The following is an 18,809-nucleotide window of genomic DNA, read 5'->3' on the forward strand; positions in this document are numbered from 1 at the left end:
CACACTCGGGACTTTCACCCGTTAGACTACGCCCATGCTGGGCACACCATAAAAAGGTAGCTAGCATTTTATGCTACTACCCTTTTTATACAAAACTGCTGTTTGGTTATTTTTCTTCTCGCCCATATAAAGCATATGATATGAACGCTCAATGTAATAAGCCACGTAATAGGATATGATAAATAAATTATAAATACATTATGGAAACGATCTACTTGGAAAATAGTAGCTAACCATAATAATCTTAGCCCACACGCCCCTATCAAAGAGACTATCATTGGCATGACTGAATAACCAATCCCTCTTAAAGCCCCTACCATGACATCCATCATGCCACATAAGGCATAAGTTGCAGAAATCACACGTAATCTATGCATTCCTGCTTCAATAACTTCAGGACTAGACGAATAAAAGCCTAATAAACTTTCTCCTCCTAGTACCATTAGATTTCCTAATACAATGCCTGTAACTGTTACACACATTTCGCCTACTAGAACAATCTTATTAATACGCTCATAATTCTTAGCCCCCATATTCTGACTTGTGAAAGAAATGGTAGCCTGATAAAAAGCATTCATTGCAAAGTATACAAAGCCCTCAATATTAGCTGCTGCTGAATTTCCTGCCATTACAGTGGCACCAAATAAATTAACAGAAGACTGAATCACTACATTTGACAAAGAAAATACTATGCCTTGAAAACCTGCTGGAAGCCCTATCTTAAGTATACTTGCAAATTTATCTTTATGTATATGAAGGTTCTTCAAAATCAGTTTCATGCCGCCTTGTTCTCGCATTAAGCATCTTACAACTAAAAAAGCTGAAATACACTGTGAAATAACTGTTGCTAAAGCTACTCCTGCTACATCTAACTTCATCACAATAACAAAGATTAAATTTAATATCACATTAATAATGCCTGCCACAAACAAATAATACAATGGCCTTTTGGTATCCCCTATTGCTCTTAATACAGCACTTCCAAAATTATAAATCATTGTAGCTGTCATACCAATAAAATAAATTCTAAGATATAATGCCGCTAAATCTAATACTTCTTCTGGCGTCTGCATCCAGATTAAGATACGTTTAGCCCCAATTAATCCTATAACTGTTAAAATTATTCCACTGTACACACTCAGTAACATAGAGGTATGGACAGTTTCACTTAACGCTTTCTCCTGTTTCGCGCCATAGTAACGTGCAGCGAGAACATTCGCCCCTATTGATAAACCTATAAAAAGATTAGTTAAAAGACTAATTAGTGCCGTATTGGACCCTACTGCTGCTAAGGAGTTATCTCCTGCAAATCTTCCCACAACTACAATATCTGCAGCATTAAATAAAAGCTGCAGTACACTTGAACACATCAGTGGAATGGCAAAGAGTAGCATCTTTTTTAAAATGGGGCCATTACACATATCCATCTCATAACTTTTGATTTGTTCATTTTTCATCCTATTTCCCATCTTCCTTCATATAGTAATCTCTATTAGCATAACACTTTCAAATTATTGTATCAATGATTCTAAATTTTATTTTTATTATCATAACAAAATAAGCCAACTTTACTTAAGGCTTACAAGAAACGTAAAAAGAGACTGCTGCAAAATGCATTCAGTCTCTTTTTACGTTAAGTTTTCTCTTTTAAATTTTATAATACAAAATATACTACAAACAATGCTGCTAACCCATACATTACTGGATGTACTTTCTTATATTCTCCTTTGAACACCATAAGTACAACATAAGTTAAAAATCCACAGGCAATCCCTTCACCAATGCTATATGTGAGTGGCATTAAAATAATTGTTAAAAAGGCTGCTATAGAAATCTCACTTTTATCCCATGCAATTTCTTTTAACGCACTACACATCATAGACCCCACTATAATAAGCGCAGGTGCTGTTACTGCTGAAGTAATGACTGTTAATAATGGTGAAAATGCTAAAGATACAATGAATAATCCAGCTACAATAATGCTTGAAAATCCTGTTTTTGCACCTACAGAAATTCCTGATAATGACTCTAAATAAGAAGTTGTATTTGTTGTTCCTAATGCTGCCCCAATACAAGTTGCTACAGAGTCTGCAAGTAATGCTTTTGAACCATTTTCCACCGAACCATCTTCTTTGACTAAGCCTACCTTAGTTCCTACTGCCACTAATGTTCCTGCTGTATCAAAGAAGTCCATAAATAAAAATGTAAATACAACGACTAACATCTCTGGTGTAAAGACGTCCTTAATATGTGAGAATGCTACGCCAAAAGTTGGTGCAATAGAAGGTGGTATAGATACAACTGCTGTAGGTAAATCAATAATACCAAAAAGCATGCCCACAATAGTCGTTATAACAATGCCTAAGAAAATACCTATTTTAACATTTCTAACTAATAAAACTGCAATGACTAATACGCCAAATATAGCTAATAACACAGCTGGGTCTGTAAGGTTCCCTAATGATACAATTGTTGAGGGATTTGCAACTACAATGCCAGCATTTTTTAGACCAATAAAGGCAATAAATAAACCAATCCCTGCTGATACAGCAAACTTGAGATCTTGTGGTATTGCTTTAATAATAAGAGCACGTAACCCTGTCACTGAAATAATAATAAAAATAAGTCCTGATACTAAAACACCTGCAAGTGCTGTTTCCCATGGTACATTTAAACCAAGACATACACTATAAGTAAAAAATGCATTGACACCAATTCCCGGTGCTAAAGCTAATGGAAATTTTGCAAAAGCCCCCATTATAAATGATCCAATAGCTGCTGCAAGTGCAGTTGCCACGAAAACACTTCCTGCTGGCATACCTGCTTCAGATAATACATTTGGGATTAAAAATAGGCAATACGCCATAGTTAAGAAAGTAGTAATAGCTCCTATAATTTCCGTCTTAAAGCTAGTTCCCTTTTTGTCAAATTCAAAATAATTTTTAATTACATTCATCATTACGCCTCCATGTTGTTAACATGACCGTATAATGAGTCTCTTTAGATATGGATTTTATTTATTTGTAATCATATCGTAGTCAAATCATTTAGGGTGATTTGGTAGAAACTGTTGAACCTTATTATCAACTTTATACGATGTCCGTTTAATTTTATGTTAACCATCATATAACATATCCATAACTTTGTCTACATCTATTTTTTACCACCCTATCTAATAAACTAACTTCTTGATTTTATATAACTCAAAAATATGAGGATGTCACGAAATAAATCTCGCAACATCCTCATATTTTTAATTTATGGTAATTGATTAACTAGCCCATTTCTAACTTCATACTTTTCCGGGTCTGTTTTGCTATAGTCATAGTCATACATAGCCCCTTCCCAGTCACCATATAAAGCATTTGGTAAAACAATATATTTATAGCCAAATTCATCAGCCATTTCTGCTACTAATGCTTTACGTTCTTTATTGGTCTTTTTATAAAAAGCCCCATTAAAATCATTTAGATTGTCTCCACAATACATGATAATATCATACTTTTGTGCTACCTGATTCCAACGTGCTTGCTTTGAGCTTGTATCTTGCTTTAATAATAAATGCTCGGCATCTGCATTGGGTAAGCCAAATCTATTCATATTGGTGATAGTCGCCTGTAAGTTTTCAGGAACCCTATTGGTTACATAAAAAACTTCTACGCCTAGTTCTTTTGCCTTATTCAAGAATCTATCTGCACCGCTTACTAATCCTGCATCACCTCTATTAACCCATTCATTAAAGTTCTCTTGTGTATAACTTCTATTGGCTTTTATATCTTCACCTGTAGAAATTGAGTTATCTAATACAGTTTCATCTATGTCTAGCACAACGGCTTGTGGTTTAGTATGCTCCTGTGCTGCAAGTTCTTCCAAGCTTCTCGTTGCTGAATTATAGGCCTGATAGCATAATGCATCAAACTCTCCTGACTGCTGTTGCCAGTTTAGTGCTAAAACTGTACTTGTTGCATAGCGTGTATCTGGTGCTGCATTTTCATCCGATGTCGCATTTGTCCCTGTTACTGTATTGGTAGCGGCATTGTTATTCGTTATGCTGTTATTTGCTGCATTGTTATTCGTGCTGCCATTACAGCCTACGGTCAATGCAGATACTATAATTACTAAAGGTAAAAACGTCTTTACTTTCATCGTAAACTCCTTTTTTACTTTTAGTGTTTACACCTTTAAACCTTTTTACTCGGCTATTTTATCTTGAATAACTGCATCCACTGCTATGACGATTATTATTGCCACCTCTTACATAAGATGCTGTAAACTCTTGTGTAAGCTCTGAAATTTCTTTTTCCCCATTAATATATGGTTCATAAAAATCATATCCAAATCTACCACCATCTTCACAGCCAATTTCACTGTAACCAAGTGCATCTTTTACGATTTGTTCTCTTTGCTCTCTTGTTGTATTTTTAATTAAAAATCTGCTCATTTGTTTTACCTCTTATTTTATCTTCTATTTTTAAGTTCTATCATATCCCCATATACAGGTGTTGGCATTCCAAATCCGCCTGATACATCTACGATTTGACCTGTTGTATAAGCTGAATCATCACTTGCAAAGTATAATACTGTTCCTGCAATTTCTTCTGGAAGTCCCATACGTTTAATAGGTGTATGTTTCAAGAAGAACTCTTTAAATCCATCTGATAAGTTGTTATTTACGGCATCTGTAGCTGTCATTCCTGGCAGCACCGCATTACAGCGAATATTATCCCTTGCACATTGTGTAGCAATAAGCTTCGTTAAGTAATTAATAGCAGCCTTACTTGTGCCATAACCAATTTGAGAAATATCTGGACGAATGCCCCCAATAGAAGAAATATTAATAATGCTACCACCACCATGAGCTGCCATATGTGGAATAGCTGCTTGTGCTGTTAAAAATACACTTGCTAAATTCATATCAATCGTATGAATGAAGGCTTCATAATCCGTATTTTTAATATCCAAGTCTATCTTTGGATCAGAACCACCATAGTTATTTACTAAGATATCAATTTTGCCTTCCTCTTTTGCAACTTCTTCAATCATTGACTTATAACTTTCTTTCACCGTTGCATCATTATAAACAACCTTTACATTGCAGCCTTCTTGATTAAGTGCTTCTGCAATTTCTCTTGCACGTTCTAGGTTACGTGCACCCATATATACAGTAGCGCCTTCTCTTGCTAAGCGCTCTGCACAGGCAAGGCCTATACCTCTTGTTGATGCTGTGACTATTGCTACTTTGTTTTGTAATCTCATTTTGTTTACCTTTCAGCTATTATATTTTATATCTTATAATTTACACTTTAAACTATAAATATAAAATACTTATAAAAACTCCTTAATAACTAATATAGATTTCACATTTGTAAGTTTTAGTTATTCATGATTTTTAGTCATGTGAAATCATTGAGAGAAACCTATTTACCTACATGTATATTTCAAGTTTTTAGTTGGTTTCTCTATAAAACAAATTTTTATTTTTTCCTATGTAATGCATTAACACCTTCTACCATACAAAGCATAATCAGCACAAAGATTAATAGGTACCATGGATACCAGCTAATACTTAAGTTTTGTGTAATGACACCAAAAAGTGGTGGCATAAATGTTGTACCTACATAGGCAGATGCCATTTGCATTCCCATAATAGCTTGTGATTTATCTTCCCCAAAGTTTCTAGGGGTTTCATGCAAGAGACTTGGATAAATAGGCGCACATCCCAATCCTATCATCATAAGGCCTATTAATGACCATGTATTTCCTAGTGGCATAATCATAATAAGTATCCCTACTGCGGCAATGCCCTGTCCTATTCTCACCATATTTTTATTTCCAATTTTATCTGTAATAAAGCCGCTGATAAACCGACCTACTGTAATACCTAAATAAAATAAGGCTGCCCATTTTGCTGCGGTTTCAGCACTAATGCCTTTTTGAAGTACCATATAACTACTAGCCCATAAACCTGCTGTTGCTTCTAAAGAGCAGTAAGCAAAGAACGCTATAAACATATTTTTTGCACCTGGCAATTTTATGGTTTCTTTGAAGCTTAAACTTTTCACTTCACTTTCTGCCATACCGCCTTCTTTCTTTATTTTCCAAAGAGGAAGTGATAGGATAAGCACAATAACTAATACAACTTGCAAAATACCGATGGCTTTATAGCCAACATTCCATTTTAAATTGTTTGTTAAACATAAGCCCATAATATAAGGGCCAGCCGTTGCGCCTATGCCCCAGAAGCAATGGAGCCAGCTCATATGACGTGACTTATAATTTATAGCCACAAAATTATTAAGGGCTGCATCTACACTTCCTGCCCCTAATCCATAAGGAATTGCCCAAAAACATAATTCCCAAAAAGAATTAGAAAATGAAAAGCCCATAAGTGCCACTGCTGTCATAGCTACACTAATTGCAGTCACCTTGCCTGTTCCTAATTTACGCATTAATTTATCGCTAAAAAGGCTTGATATGATTGTACCTCCTGCAATAAGCATACTAATCATTCCTACATAGGATATCGGAACATGGAAACCTTCATACATTGTTGGCCATGCTGAACCTAATATCGCATCCGGAAGCCCTAAGCTAATAAATGCAATATAAATGATAATTAATAATAATGTTGTCATTATTTTTCTCCTCTTTATTCATATCTTTATTTATATCTTTATTTCACCTTTCACTATAGATTTCACATTTATAAGGTTTAGTTATTCATAGTTTTTAGTCATGTGAAATCATTGAGAGAAAACTCTTTACCTAGATGCATATTTCAAGGTTTTAGTCGGTTTCTCTATATAGATTTCACATTTATAAGATTTAGTTATTCATAATTTTTAGTCATGCGAAATCATTGGGAGAAACCTCTTTACCTACATGTATATTTCAAGGGTTTTAGTCGGTTTCTCTACAAATCTCTTCGCACTAATATCCGCCTATTTAATCACCAATTTCTTCCATTTATCATAACTTATTAGGAGACTATAGATTTCACATTTATAAAGTTTAGTTATTCATTATGTTATAGCTATATGAAATCATTGGGAGAAATCTATTTATGAGATGTATAATTTAGAATTATAGTTGGTTTCTCTAGATAGATTTCACATTTATAAAATTTAGCTATTCATTATGTTATAGCTATGTGAAATCATTGTGAGGTGTATCATGCGAAGATTTATGAGGCAAAATGCAACTTCTCCTTTTCAAACAGCCCCTTTTCCCACGCCTTATAAGTATACGATAAGCAGCACTAGCTTACTTGAAAGTAAATCCACCACAGCGCCTGTCCTTGCCATCATTCCTGCGCAAACTAGAGTGCAAGTTATTGATGGTGCTGAAGACTGGTATCAAATTATCTATGACTATCAAACAGGTTATGTTCCTACCTCTGCCTTATCCATTACTGAGTATACCTGGCGAAATACCGTTTTAAGATCCTATCCAGATGCTCAAACCTTATCCATTGCTACAGTACCTGCTAAATCTGAAGTACAAGTACTCTCTGTCACAGGTAACTGGAGCTACGTCGTCTTCAATACCCAAAAAGGATATATATTTAATGACTTCCTAACAGATGATGGGAATCCTCCTGATGACTATAATTTTACTTACTTTACAACGGATATGACGCGTTTTGTCAATGAAAATGAGGTTAAAAGCCCTACCTCTAACTTACTGACAACAGATTTAGAAAATAAATTAACTTATGTTTTCAATCTAGCTTCCAACAATACATGGAATCTTCTTTATACCTGGTCTTGTGATGTTGGTAAACCTACTACCCCAACTATTCGTGGTACTTTCTATATTAATGGGCGTAAGCCTTACTTCGGCTCTGAAAGCTATCGTGTCAAATACGCCACACGTATCCTAGAAAGCTACTACTATCATTCAATCCTTTTTACGCCTGATGGCAAAGAGATTCTAGATGATACCTTAGGTGCCGCTATTACCCATGGTTGCATTCGCCTAGCCGTAGAAAATGCACAGTGGATTTATGGTAATATTCTAGATTCCACTGCCGTTATTATTAATTAAGATAAAGTTGGCTATAAACTAGTTTTTAAACTATGTTCATAGCCAACTTTATCTTATAGGTAATCATATCCCACTTCTTATTCTTTAGGCCTATTACATCATTTATCCTTCTATACATATTCCTCATCCTACTATTAAAAAATAGTCTTTTCTTATATAATTCTCCTTTATACCCCTCCTTGCTTTCAATATCTTATTTGCACTATAATCATAGGCTAAATAGACACTTGATACAATCAAATTTCAGACCTATAATATAAAAAAAGCGACCAAAAGGAGAAAATTTATGGCTTTACAAGAATGTACACTTAACTTAGACCGAACCCGTAGAGAACTACGCCCTCATGGTACATTAGAATTTCCTTGTGCTGCCTATTCCTCTAGATATCCTAATCGTGAGCACATGGAAATTCCTTGGCACTGGCATGAGGAATTAGAAGTTATTTATGTTGTAGAAGGTACCTTACAGCTTCAAGTTCCGGGGCAAGTCTGTCATATCCAAAAGGGAGAAAGTATCTTTATTAATTCCAGTATATTGCATCAGGGGGTTGCTGCGCCTTCTTGTGAGATTAAATCCTTAGTATTTCATCCTAATCTCATTGCTGGAAGTAATGACTCTGTCTTTTCACAACGCTACTTAAGTCCTCTTATGCAATTTCCTTTATTGGATGCGCTTCATTGTACCGAGCAGTATCCTTGGCAGCAACATATTACACAATGCATTATAGATGCCTTCGAAGCCGTAGCAAGCAATCCGCTAGGGTATGAGTTCACTGTCCGCGAAAAACTCTCTCGCATTTGCCTTATCCTCTATAGCCAATATGAATCAGACATTCTAGAAAATCAGCTTATCCCTAGCCAAGACCATTTACGTATCAGATGCATGTTAGACTTTATGCATCATCATTATGGGGATAATCTGACCTTACTACAAATTGCTTCCTCTGTGGGCATTGGTGAACGTGAATGTTTACGTTGCTTCAAGCGTATGATTCAAATCTCCCCTATGCAATACCTGCTAAAATATCGCATTACGCAAAGTGCTTCTATGCTCCTTAATCAGCCTACAGATAGCATTGCTGAAATTTCAAGTCGTTGCGGTTTTGATAGCCCAAGTAATTTTTCTCAGGCCTTCAAACGTTTCTTTAAATGTACCCCTATGGCTTATCGCAAGGAACATCTCTAGTAAATATAAGTAGTTTCTTTTCATAAACTTCTCTTTTATTTCATTACAAAATCGATTAAGGGCTGTATGTATTTTTTATCACTATGGTCAAAAGAAGTCCCCAACACCTTCTCCATATAGAGATCTTGTTCTGTTTTATTCTCCTTCTTTGAAACTGCTTTTTTTACCATATTAAGCATCATCCTTTTTATAAAACCAAGCTTTTCAAAAGCAAAACCGCCTTCCATATAAAAGCAAGGTATATCTCCCATATTATTCTGCTGCTGAATAGCCTTGTTAATCTGTTCCCCTGCGCGGCTAGAGCCTACTGCAAATACAATAAGCTTCCCTGAATACATCTTTCGTATCTTATCAAGTCCCATGACTGTATTTCCCATAAGCCAGCCACCATAAATAACCATGTTGGCTTCTTGTATCTCTTTTTTTGAAATCTCTTTTAATGACTTTGCCTCACAGTTTAATGTATCAGCAATCCACTTAGCATACTTTTTTGTAAAACCTGTTGAACTTGTGTAAATAACTATTCTCTTCATTTTATACTCCCCTTTATTAACGCTATATATAGATTTCACATTTATAAATTCTAGTTATTTATGATTTTTAGTTGGTTTCTCTATATCTTCTCATTAACTTTCTCGATATTTTTCATCACCTTATTAAAGCTTTTAAAATACTGACTTAATTCATCATCTGTAAAACCCTCAAAAATTTCTTCTAATATACCATTTGTATAGGTATCATTTTCTTTACAATACGTTTCCCACTTTTCTGTAGTTACTAGGCGTACTGTATTTTTGTCTCCTTCTTGTTTTGTGAATTCTAAGTAACCATTTTTCTTTAGAATCTCGGCAATCTGCTTCACATTTTGTCTCGAACATCCCATAATTTTTCCGACCTCACTTAAGGTAGGGTCATATGGACAATTATATGTAATCACAAGTAATAACCACTGTTTGCTTGTAATCCCATTAAGCGTCTTTGTAAACAAGGTCTGTAACAAATTTGCTCCCACCAAAATAGATGTAAACGATAATCTCTTTAACCATATTGGCTCTAAATGCTTATTTTCTGCAAAAGTTAAAATATCCATTTCCTTTTTCATATGTCTTCACTTTCTCTGTAAATGTTATAACGGTAATATATTACTTTTATAACACCCCAAATTTACCTTGTCAATGAAATTTTCTAATTTTTCATTATATTTTACCTGTATAAATCATTATGACAAACCGATTTACCTACATGTATATTTCAAGGTTTTAGTTGGTTTCTCTATAATTTTATTTTTCCCATAAACATAAAAAAGGACCTACTCATTAGAAATACTGCTGTATTTCTCGCGTGTTTATGCGTACAAGTAGATCCTTTTTTTGTTAAAACCGCCTCGGCTTATACGACATTTTAAGCCCCATAAGCCTTAATTTTCAATTGGCTCATCCTCAGCACTATTTTGTGCGTAAGCCTCTGAGATTTGAATGCTTTGGTTACTTTGATTATTCATCTTTGTTCCCTCCTACATCCATGTTGGTTTTACAGTAATAGTATGTGCTGTTTTAACGAAATAATACTGTCATATTAAGGTAAAATATGACCTGCATTCATGTATAATTTATACCATTCTTCCTTAGATAAAGTTACTTCAGTGCCTGCCACAATTTCATTAATGCGTTGGATATTAGTTGTCCCTGCTACCATTTGAATACGTGCAGGGTGACGTAAAATCCATGCCGTTGCAATAGCCGTTGGCGTTGTATCATATTTTTTTGCCAGCTCTTCTAAATAAAGATTAAGGTCTGGATATTTATCGCTGCCTATATAAACACCTTCAAAAAAGCCATATTGGAAAGGTGACCAAGCCTGCATTGTCATCTCATGGATTCTGCAATAATTAAGTACACCACCATCACGATCCACTGCACCTTCTGTTAGCATGTTTGCCTCAAGTTCACTGGCAATCATCGTTGAAAAAGCTGCACTAAACTGCATTTGATTCACGATTAAGTCCTGCTTCACATATTTTTTAAGCAATTCAATCTGCATTGGGCGATAATTAGATACACCAAAATGACGTACCTTACCACTATTTTGTAAAATGTCAAATGCTGCTGCAACTTCCTCTGGCTCTACTAATGTATCTGGACGATGAAGTGCTAATACATCAATATATTCCGTATTTAAACGTTTTAAAATGCCCTCAACAGATTCTAAAATATGCTCTTTTGATAAATCATACATCTTGCCAGGGCAAATGCCGCATTTTGATTGTAAAATCACATCTTCCCTTTTAATCCCAGCTTGTCTTAGTGCCACACTAAACTTTTCTTCACATTCCCCTGCACCATAGATATCTGCATGGTCAAAAAAGTTAAGACCTTTTTCCATACACTGCACTATATAATCAGCTAAGCCTTTTTCATCTAACTGATTCATACGCATACATCCTATTGCTACTACTGGCACTTCTAAATTACTTGTCCCTAATCTCATCTTTTTCATGATGCCCCTCCACACTAAAGTGATAATATTTTATTGTAACCAAACCTTCTATCCTATAGATTTTACATGACTAAAATTCAGTTATTCACAATCTTTAGTCATGTGAAATCATTGGGAGAAACCTATTTACCTACATGTATATTTCAAGTTTTTTGCTGGTTTCTCTATACTACTTCTATTTTACTTGAATAAAGTAAACTTTGTATATAGATTTCACATTTATAAAATTTATATAAAAAAGGACCCATTTGGTAGGTATGCAAATATACGCAGTATATCTGATACACATCCAAACAAGTCCTCTTCTTTGATAAAACCCACCGGCTTATAAGGCATTTTAAGTCCTATAAGCCTTAATTGTCAATTGGCCCATCCTCAGAAACATTTTCTGCTTTAGCCTCTGAAATTTGAATGCTTTGGTTACTTTGATTATTCATCTTTGTTCCCTCCTACATCCATATTGGTTTTACAATAGTAGTATGTGCAGTTTACTCTATCTCATACTAGATAATATTTCCTTTTTTTGTGCTTAATATAGATTTCACATTTATATAGATTTCACATTTATATATTTTAATTATTCATGATTCTGAGTCATGTGAAATCATTGAGAGAAACCTATTTACCTATATGTATATTTCAAGGTTTTAGTTGGTTTCTCTATAAAACATGACAAAATGCTTTGTAAAATTAATCTCTTAACTCTACAAAGCATTTTGTTACTTTATTGCTTAATTTTATCGGATTTATTTAAAAATCCTTTTCGCACTACTTTTATTTTTCTTGTCCTGCACTTTGGTGAGAACCTTTATATTGTTCAAATACTTTTTGAACAATTGTTCCACCAATTTTTCCAGCTTCTCTAGCTGTAATATCTCCATTATAGCCTTGTTTTAAAGGTACCCCAACTTCTTGTGCTACCTCGTATTTCATTGAATCAAAAGCATGTTGACTTGCCATGATCGTTTCCCTCCTATAATGTTAAACGAAAAATGTGATAGTGTTTGTATAACCTCTTGATTTCTTATCTAGTGGTTATAGTCATAGTATGCGTTAAAATAATTAATCTATGCCTTGAAAATTTGTCCATAAATAAAGGTCTATCAATATTTTACTTTAATATATAAAATGCTTTGTACCCTTAACATTTTGTTAAGTATACAAAGCATTTTTTACTATCTGCCTAACAAAAGGCACCTTAAAATGAGTTATTGTAGACTCATTTTATTGATTCATATTGCTTGCGTCTCCATGAGCATTTTTATATTGTTCAAATACTTTTTGAACAATTGTTCCACCGATTTTTCCAGCTTCTCTAGCTGTAATATCTCCATTGTAACCTTGTTTTAAAGGTACTCCGACTTCTCTAGCCACCTCATATTTCATTGAATCAAATGAACTATTGTTATTGTTAGACATGACTTTGTTCCTCCTATAGTATTGAAGATAATCGATCATAACTTCTAATTTAACGCGAAGTTATAGTCATATTATGTGTTAAAAAAATAAGTCTATTCTATGAAAATTTGTCCATAAATGTTAATATATATAAACCTTTTTATTACCGTTTTATTTCGATTTCGCCTTCTCGATAAGCATGTAATAATTTTTCTAAGTCAGAAATATCATTACGAATACGTTGACCATTATCTGTATCTTTAACCATTACCCTGAAAGCTTCTGTCTCCACCATCTCTGAGCTAGATTCTATATCTTTATTTTCTCTAAGTGCTTTATAAACGCTTTCAAAAGGTTGATGTGCCTTAAGTCTTAAGCCATGTGAATTATAGATAAGGGTATAGCCTGCAATGCCCGTCGTCTCATGATAATCCTTACAAAATCCGCCATCAATTACCATAAGCTTTCCATTTGCTCTAATAGGTTGTTCACCATTTCCTGTTTTAACAGGTGTGTGTCCATTGATAATATGTGACATAGGTGAATACAAACCAAATTCTCTTAAAATCATATTGCAGGTCTTTTCCATGTGATAAAACTTATAATATGTATTTTTTTCTTCTTGCCAGCTTTCTGGATCTGATATAAATGTTCTCTCAAACGTCTTAATTGTTCGCCCAAATAATGGGGACTTCTTACCACACCATAAGTACCACATAAAATCTAAATCATCTTTACTATGATTGCCAAAGTATGCTCTTCTAGCAACTCTTTCTGCATAATCTAAATAATTTCTTCCCTTATAAATCTTACCATTTAGCTCTACTCCTTCAAAGTTACCACTTTCATCTAAAGGTACACACCCGTGGAACAAAAGGTTATTATTATATTTACGGTACATATTCCCCTTTTCATATAAAAATTCAATATGGGAACGTAACCTTTGACTATTAGCGAAGGCAGCCTTAAGCTCTTCCATAATCTCAGCTTCTTCCTTTGATAATTCATAAGGTGCTTCTCTATTTATAGTTGGAAAATCAGCATCTTCTAAATGATATATTTTCCCTTCTATTTCAACCGTTCCTTTGTCCATATCCATTTTATGAAGTAACATCCTATCAGTCATCTGATATTCAGGATGTCTTTCAATAACTTCTCCCTCTAACTTAAATAAAATCACTGAAATCGCTTTAAATGCAGCTTCCATAGGTTCTTTATTTTTATAAGTTTTCTCTGCAAATAACGCAAGATTTCTTAAGCTAATCCCATAGCCGCTTTCTAGAATCATCATATTATGGTATCTGATATTATTACGAATAACATTTGCAATACATGCCTTACTTCCTGCTACTGCTCCCATCCAAAGAATATCATGATTTCCCCACTGAATATCTAATGAATGATATGCCATAAGCAAATCTAATATCTTATCCGCATAAGGTCCTCTATCATAAATATCGCCTACAATATGTAAATGGTCTACTGCCAATCTCTTTATAAGTCCTGCTAAAGCAATAATAAATTCATCGGCACTATCAATCTGAATAATTGTATTTAGAATTTCTTGATGATACCTCACTTGGTTATCATCTTCATCCTTCTGCACATGTAAAAGCTCATCTATAACATAAGCAAAGTCCTCCGGCATAGCCTTCCTCACTTTAGAACGCGTATACTTTGATGAAAGCATTTTTGCAATCTCAATAAGTTCACCGAGTACCATGCGATACCAATCCTCTGTTACATCATGTTCCTGTTTGATAAGCTCTAACTTCTCTATAGGATAATAAATTAGTGTACAGATTTCTTCACGTTCCGTATCACTTAATTTTTCCCCAAATATACGGTCTACCTTTTCTCTAATAACCCCTGAACAGTTATTTAATATATGACAAAAGGCCTCATACTCTCCATGTATATCACTCATAAAATGCTCTGTCCCTTTAGGCAAGTTCAAAATTGCATTTAAATTAATAATCTCTCTACACACAGCCTGAATAGAAGGATATTTCTCCGCAAGAAGTTGTAGATATTTTTTTTCCTCTGACATCCCCACACCAACCTTTACCTAAATTATTTTTTAGATTTAACGTTATGTTATTATTTATTTTCTTAATCTTATACTTTTATTATAACAATTTATTAGAATTACTCCCACTTATTTTTAACACCAAAAAAGGTATCTACGAAACTATTTAAATGATTTCGTAGATACCCCTTCTTTTATTCTTGTAAATCTTGCTTAAATAAAACTTCTGCTTCTTTTAAGGCCACATCCATATCCATCCCATTATTAACAATTTTAGTTATGGCAGCCCCTACTCTATTACGTGCTTCATTATTATATACACCATATGTTACTTGTGGCACCTTGGTCGCATAATTAGTAATCATTTCATAAACCTTTTGATTATTGAAGAATTCATGTTCCTTGGCATAAACATTACTTTTACCTGCTGGTATATAGGATGCTAATGCGCCAGAAGAAGGTAAAATAGTTTCATAAAGTGCTACACTACTTCCAAATGTGTCTTTTAAAAACTCTATCGCAAGGTCCTTTTGACTTGCACTTTCTACGACTAACCAGCTTGCACCACCTTGACTGCTGTAGTTAGTAGCGCCTTCTATCCCATCTAGCTTTGGAATATTTGTAATCTCCCAAAGTCCTTTTTGGTCTTCATTGGCATTTAGTGTTCCTGTAATCCAGCAACCATTCATAACACCTGCCACACTACTTGTTTGAATTGTCTTAAGGTAATTATTCCAATCATTTGTTTCTTCTAAAACACCTGTTTTTACTAATTCTACATATACTTCTACAGCTCTTTTTAATGCTTTATTTTGTGTAAAGTAAGGCTCATTACCTTGCAATAACCAATTCCCTGTACTTTGTAACATTAGAAGTACTAAATCTGGTGAATTCATTTGACTTGTAAGCATTGGCTTACCTGTTTTCTCACGTACAACTTTCCCTTTCTCAATAAACTCTGACCAAGTAATATCGGTAAAGTCCTCTACTGTAAAGCCAGCTTCTGCTATAATATCTGTTCTCACACCTGTAATAGCTGTCCCATTATCAAAAGGTACACTATACTGTTTCCCCTCTATATTGCCTAATTGTGTTTTGAAACTAGCAAAATCCTTAAAATTAATTCCTGAATCTGTTAAGTCTGCAAATACACCTGGATACGCCATAATATTCTTTGCTAATGCACTATCTTGAATTAATAAAATTTCTGGCAGTAATTCTTCCTGACCGGAAACAACAGCCGTTGTCAACCTTTCTTGAATATCTACCCAGGCAGTCTCTACTACATTAATACTTACTTCAGGATGAGCCGCTTCATAAATTTTAGCCGCTTCCTCCATAGCATATACATTAAAAGCTGCATCCCAACACCATACATCAATTGTCTGATTTTCTTCTGTTTTAGATTGCTCTATGGATGTACCTATCGTCATCTCCTGCGACATGCTACTGCATGCTGTTACACTAAGTGTTAATGCTGCTATCATAAGTACTTCTACTATACGCTTCATCTTATGCCTCCTATATCTTAAACTGATGAATAGCTTCTTCCATCTCTTTTATTTGCATACTCATATTTTCAGCCAATCCATTTAACTTGGTAGATGTACCACTTTGCTCTGTCGTACGATTACTTACAGTAGATATTGTGGCTACAATCTCTTCTGTTACAGCTGAAATACTCTCTATACTGCCAATAGAAGTCTCCTTCTGCTGTTCCATGCCTTTAACCTTCATTGTAATCTCTTTAAGATTACTAATTAAATACTCTACTTGTTTGTATAACTTATTAAATGCTACCGTTGTATCAGTTACAGCTTTTTCTTGGGAACTAATAATTTCACTTGCCTCTCTTACCTTCCCTACTGCCGTACCTGTCGAGCTTCCTATCTCATCTATGATATAGCGTATTTCACCTGTCGCCTTAACGCTTCCTTCTGCCAACTTTTTAATTTCATCAGCCACTACTGCAAATCCTCTACCAGCCTCACCTGCTCTAGCTGCTTCAATAGATGCATTAAGCGATAATAATGAAGTTTGCTCTGCAATGCCATTAATCACATTAATAATTGATTCAATTGCCTTAGACTTCTCTTGAAGCATCTCCATTGTTTCAATAACATCTTTAGTAATCGTTGTCGTTTCCTTAGATTTGCTATTTAATATCTCCATATGTGCAAATCCTTCTCCAATAACTCGGCTTGTTTCTCCAGTAATTTCTTGAATCGCCTGAGTCTGTGTATGCACCTGGTTAATCGTTGTAGATAATCCATTCATTTGATCCACACACTCTACTGTATCTGTTGCTTGTTGTGTAAGTCCCTTTTCTATATCATCTATCGCTACAGCAATTTGCTCTGTAGACTGCGTAAACTGTCCTGTGAAACTTACCATATTCTGAACAGAATTAGAAACGACACCCCCTAATTCATTGACATTTGATATTAATCCCTTCATTTGCTCAATCATATGATTAATATGGTCTGCCAGTACTGCAAATTCATCTTTTCGCTCAATCTCTAACTTGGCGGTTAAATCTCCTTCAGCTACTAGTCCTAAAGTATCTGTTACCTTATGAATACTGCTGCTAATACCCATAGCCGTCTTAATCCCTATTATGACCGCTATAATACTTGCTATAATAACAATAATAATTGTCCAATACTTTATGTCTTCAGCTTGCGCTGTAATAACCTTAGTTGGTACAAGTGCACCTATCATTGCATCTGCATTTTCAATCTTGGCAAATAAAAACATATATGAGTTATTATCATATTTTACTTTTTCTATGTAACCACTTTGGTAGCTAGATTCCTTTGCCATATTATAAAAATCTGTACCATAAATCATATTCTTCTTCTCGCCTGTTTGAAGTAACTCTACACCATCACTAGATATAAGCGACACCATGCTTCCTTCGCCAAGTTCTAACCTACTTAGTATATCTTGAAGGTTATTCTTGTCTACATCAATGACAACACAAGCCTCTGTATCATAATAGCGTTTGATTAATCTTATCCCATAGCTTTCTGAATCTACGCCAAATACTTCATCCATATTAGAACTTTCGCCTACCCAATGATACACATTTTCTCCTTCTAGTATCCGTTTTCCCTGGTCAGTACTTTTATAGGTATCATAAAATCCTGTGACAGAATTTGCACTTGTAGATAATGAATAGACATCATTAGAAAACAAATAAATATTAGATATAAACGGTGTAGATAAGTTTTTAGAAATTAGTGTTGCTTTCTCACTATCAGTAAACTCGACTTGTCCTACTGCATCATCCGCCATCTTTCCCTTCAAATACTGAGTTAAGTTTGCATCTGTTAGATAGTCTACTGCTATAGTTTTTACATTTTCAAACCCATAACTCACATACTCTGCTGTCATATAAATAGATTTTTCTGTAGCTACTTTATAGTTTTCAATGATTCCCTTAGATGCTTTATTATAGGCTGTTACGCCTACTAGAATCACAAAACATACTGGTACAAAAAATGCCATTAATAACTGCATTTTAATGCTCTGTAGCTTCCCATATTTTTTACTATTAATCTTATCTTTCATGCCCTTCTCTCCTCTTAATAATTCTTTCGTACCCAAAACACATATGTACTATTTATCGACAATAAATAATAAAATTTTATA

16 protein-coding genes and 1 riboswitch are annotated in these 18,809 nt (G+C 34.4%); of the genes, 2 read left to right on the plus strand and 14 right to left on the minus strand.

Features of this window, described 5'->3' with window-relative positions; all coding sequences use genetic code 11:
* Positions 1 to 68 precede the first annotated feature (68 nt).
* From AC1VAQ_RS14290 to AC1VAQ_RS14315, 6 genes are all read right to left on the minus strand, one after another.
* Entirely contained in the window at positions 69 to 1,457 is a 1,389-nt protein-coding gene (locus tag AC1VAQ_RS14290) for an MATE family efflux transporter (protein WP_302597183.1), read from the minus strand.
* A gap of 197 nt (positions 1,458 to 1,654) precedes the next feature.
* Entirely contained in the window at positions 1,655 to 2,956 is a 1,302-nt protein-coding gene (locus AC1VAQ_RS14295; RefSeq protein WP_303244052.1) for an NCS2 family permease, read from the minus strand.
* A gap of 59 nt (positions 2,957 to 3,015) precedes the next feature.
* Positions 3,016 to 3,117, minus strand: a riboswitch (purine riboswitch).
* 141 nt (positions 3,118 to 3,258) lie between these two features.
* The gene (locus tag AC1VAQ_RS14300) at positions 3,259 to 4,146 is read right to left on the minus strand and encodes a 5'-nucleotidase, lipoprotein e(P4) family (protein ID WP_302597179.1); all 888 of its coding nucleotides are present in this window, start codon (positions 4,144 to 4,146) and stop codon (positions 3,259 to 3,261) included.
* A gap of 58 nt (positions 4,147 to 4,204) precedes the next feature.
* The gene (locus AC1VAQ_RS14305) at positions 4,205 to 4,441 is read right to left on the minus strand and encodes a purine biosynthesis protein PurH (RefSeq protein ID WP_302597177.1); all 237 of its coding nucleotides are present in this window, start codon (positions 4,439 to 4,441) and stop codon (positions 4,205 to 4,207) included.
* 17 nt (positions 4,442 to 4,458) lie between these two features.
* Complete coding sequence (gene hdhA, locus AC1VAQ_RS14310) at positions 4,459 to 5,256, minus strand: 7alpha-hydroxysteroid dehydrogenase (RefSeq protein WP_302597176.1); 798 nt, start codon at positions 5,254 to 5,256, stop codon at positions 4,459 to 4,461.
* 218 nt (positions 5,257 to 5,474) lie between these two features.
* Complete coding sequence (locus tag AC1VAQ_RS14315) at positions 5,475 to 6,635, minus strand: MFS transporter (protein ID WP_302597174.1); 1,161 nt, start codon at positions 6,633 to 6,635, stop codon at positions 5,475 to 5,477.
* Positions 6,636 to 7,173: 538 nt separating this feature from the next.
* On the opposite strand from AC1VAQ_RS14315, the gene AC1VAQ_RS14320 reads away from it, so the two are divergent.
* Both AC1VAQ_RS14320 and AC1VAQ_RS14325 read left to right on the plus strand, forming a co-directional pair.
* Positions 7,174 to 8,046, plus strand: coding sequence for a L,D-transpeptidase family protein (locus AC1VAQ_RS14320; protein ID WP_479904063.1), 873 nt, complete (start codon positions 7,174 to 7,176; stop codon positions 8,044 to 8,046).
* Positions 8,047 to 8,332: 286 nt separating this feature from the next.
* On the plus strand, positions 8,333 to 9,232 hold the full coding sequence (locus tag AC1VAQ_RS14325; protein WP_302597172.1) for an AraC family transcriptional regulator: 900 nt from the start codon (positions 8,333 to 8,335) through the stop codon (positions 9,230 to 9,232).
* A 35-nt stretch (positions 9,233 to 9,267) separates the two neighbouring features.
* Here AC1VAQ_RS14325 and AC1VAQ_RS14330 read toward each other — a convergent pair whose 3' ends face one another.
* The 8 genes from AC1VAQ_RS14330 to AC1VAQ_RS14365 all read right to left on the minus strand — a co-directional run bounded on the left by AC1VAQ_RS14330 (position 9,268) and on the right by AC1VAQ_RS14365 (position 18,728).
* Positions 9,268 to 9,765: a flavodoxin domain-containing protein gene (locus tag AC1VAQ_RS14330; protein ID WP_302597171.1), complete on the minus strand. Its 498-nt coding sequence runs from the start codon at positions 9,763 to 9,765 to the stop codon at positions 9,268 to 9,270.
* Between the two features lie 80 nt (positions 9,766 to 9,845).
* Positions 9,846 to 10,334: a MarR family winged helix-turn-helix transcriptional regulator gene (locus AC1VAQ_RS14335; protein ID WP_302597170.1), complete on the minus strand. Its 489-nt coding sequence runs from the start codon at positions 10,332 to 10,334 to the stop codon at positions 9,846 to 9,848.
* A gap of 473 nt (positions 10,335 to 10,807) precedes the next feature.
* Positions 10,808 to 11,728: an aldo/keto reductase gene (locus tag AC1VAQ_RS14340; RefSeq protein ID WP_303244051.1), complete on the minus strand. Its 921-nt coding sequence runs from the start codon at positions 11,726 to 11,728 to the stop codon at positions 10,808 to 10,810.
* Between the two features lie 774 nt (positions 11,729 to 12,502).
* Positions 12,503 to 12,688: an alpha/beta-type small acid-soluble spore protein gene (locus tag AC1VAQ_RS14345; RefSeq protein WP_302597168.1), complete on the minus strand. Its 186-nt coding sequence runs from the start codon at positions 12,686 to 12,688 to the stop codon at positions 12,503 to 12,505.
* A gap of 264 nt (positions 12,689 to 12,952) precedes the next feature.
* Entirely contained in the window at positions 12,953 to 13,147 is a 195-nt protein-coding gene (locus tag AC1VAQ_RS14350) for an alpha/beta-type small acid-soluble spore protein (RefSeq protein WP_302597166.1), read from the minus strand.
* Positions 13,148 to 13,289: 142 nt separating this feature from the next.
* On the minus strand, positions 13,290 to 15,176 hold the full coding sequence (locus tag AC1VAQ_RS14355) for a fructose-1,6-bisphosphatase (RefSeq protein WP_302597165.1): 1,887 nt from the start codon (positions 15,174 to 15,176) through the stop codon (positions 13,290 to 13,292).
* A 173-nt stretch (positions 15,177 to 15,349) separates the two neighbouring features.
* Positions 15,350 to 16,666, minus strand: coding sequence for an ABC transporter substrate-binding protein (locus tag AC1VAQ_RS14360; RefSeq protein ID WP_302597164.1), 1,317 nt, complete (start codon positions 16,664 to 16,666; stop codon positions 15,350 to 15,352).
* 10 nt (positions 16,667 to 16,676) lie between these two features.
* Complete coding sequence (locus AC1VAQ_RS14365) at positions 16,677 to 18,728, minus strand: methyl-accepting chemotaxis protein (RefSeq protein ID WP_302597163.1); 2,052 nt, start codon at positions 18,726 to 18,728, stop codon at positions 16,677 to 16,679.
* Positions 18,729 to 18,809: the final 81 nt, after the last annotated feature.

Source organism: Cellulosilyticum sp. (assembly GCF_982396655.1).

Coding starts and splice junctions, on each gene's coding strand:
- AC1VAQ_RS14330 (WP_302597171.1), bottom strand. CDS start 9,765: ATGAAGAGAATAGTTATTTACACAAGTTCAACAGGTTTTACAAAAAAG.
- AC1VAQ_RS14365 (WP_302597163.1), bottom strand. CDS start 18,728: ATGAAAGATAAGATTAATAGTAAAAAATATGGGAAGCTACAGAGCATT.
- AC1VAQ_RS14320 (WP_479904063.1), top strand. CDS start 7,174: ATGCGAAGATTTATGAGGCAAAATGCAACTTCTCCTTTTCAAACAGCC.
- AC1VAQ_RS14345 (WP_302597168.1), bottom strand. CDS start 12,688: ATGGCAAGTCAACATGCTTTTGATTCAATGAAATACGAGGTAGCACAA.
- AC1VAQ_RS14360 (WP_302597164.1), bottom strand. CDS start 16,666: ATGAAGCGTATAGTAGAAGTACTTATGATAGCAGCATTAACACTTAGT.
- AC1VAQ_RS14350 (WP_302597166.1), bottom strand. CDS start 13,147: ATGTCTAACAATAACAATAGTTCATTTGATTCAATGAAATATGAGGTG.
- AC1VAQ_RS14315 (WP_302597174.1), bottom strand. CDS start 6,635: ATGACAACATTATTATTAATTATCATTTATATTGCATTTATTAGCTTA.
- AC1VAQ_RS14290 (WP_302597183.1), bottom strand. CDS start 1,457: ATGAAAAATGAACAAATCAAAAGTTATGAGATGGATATGTGTAATGGC.
- AC1VAQ_RS14300 (WP_302597179.1), bottom strand. CDS start 4,146: ATGAAAGTAAAGACGTTTTTACCTTTAGTAATTATAGTATCTGCATTG.
- AC1VAQ_RS14355 (WP_302597165.1), bottom strand. CDS start 15,176: ATGTCAGAGGAAAAAAAATATCTACAACTTCTTGCGGAGAAATATCCT.
- AC1VAQ_RS14325 (WP_302597172.1), top strand. CDS start 8,333: ATGGCTTTACAAGAATGTACACTTAACTTAGACCGAACCCGTAGAGAA.
- AC1VAQ_RS14340 (WP_303244051.1), bottom strand. CDS start 11,728: ATGAAAAAGATGAGATTAGGGACAAGTAATTTAGAAGTGCCAGTAGTA.
- AC1VAQ_RS14295 (WP_303244052.1), bottom strand. CDS start 2,956: ATGAATGTAATTAAAAATTATTTTGAATTTGACAAAAAGGGAACTAGC.
- AC1VAQ_RS14335 (WP_302597170.1), bottom strand. CDS start 10,334: ATGAAAAAGGAAATGGATATTTTAACTTTTGCAGAAAATAAGCATTTA.
- AC1VAQ_RS14305 (WP_302597177.1), bottom strand. CDS start 4,441: ATGAGCAGATTTTTAATTAAAAATACAACAAGAGAGCAAAGAGAACAA.
- hdhA (WP_302597176.1), bottom strand. CDS start 5,256: ATGAGATTACAAAACAAAGTAGCAATAGTCACAGCATCAACAAGAGGT.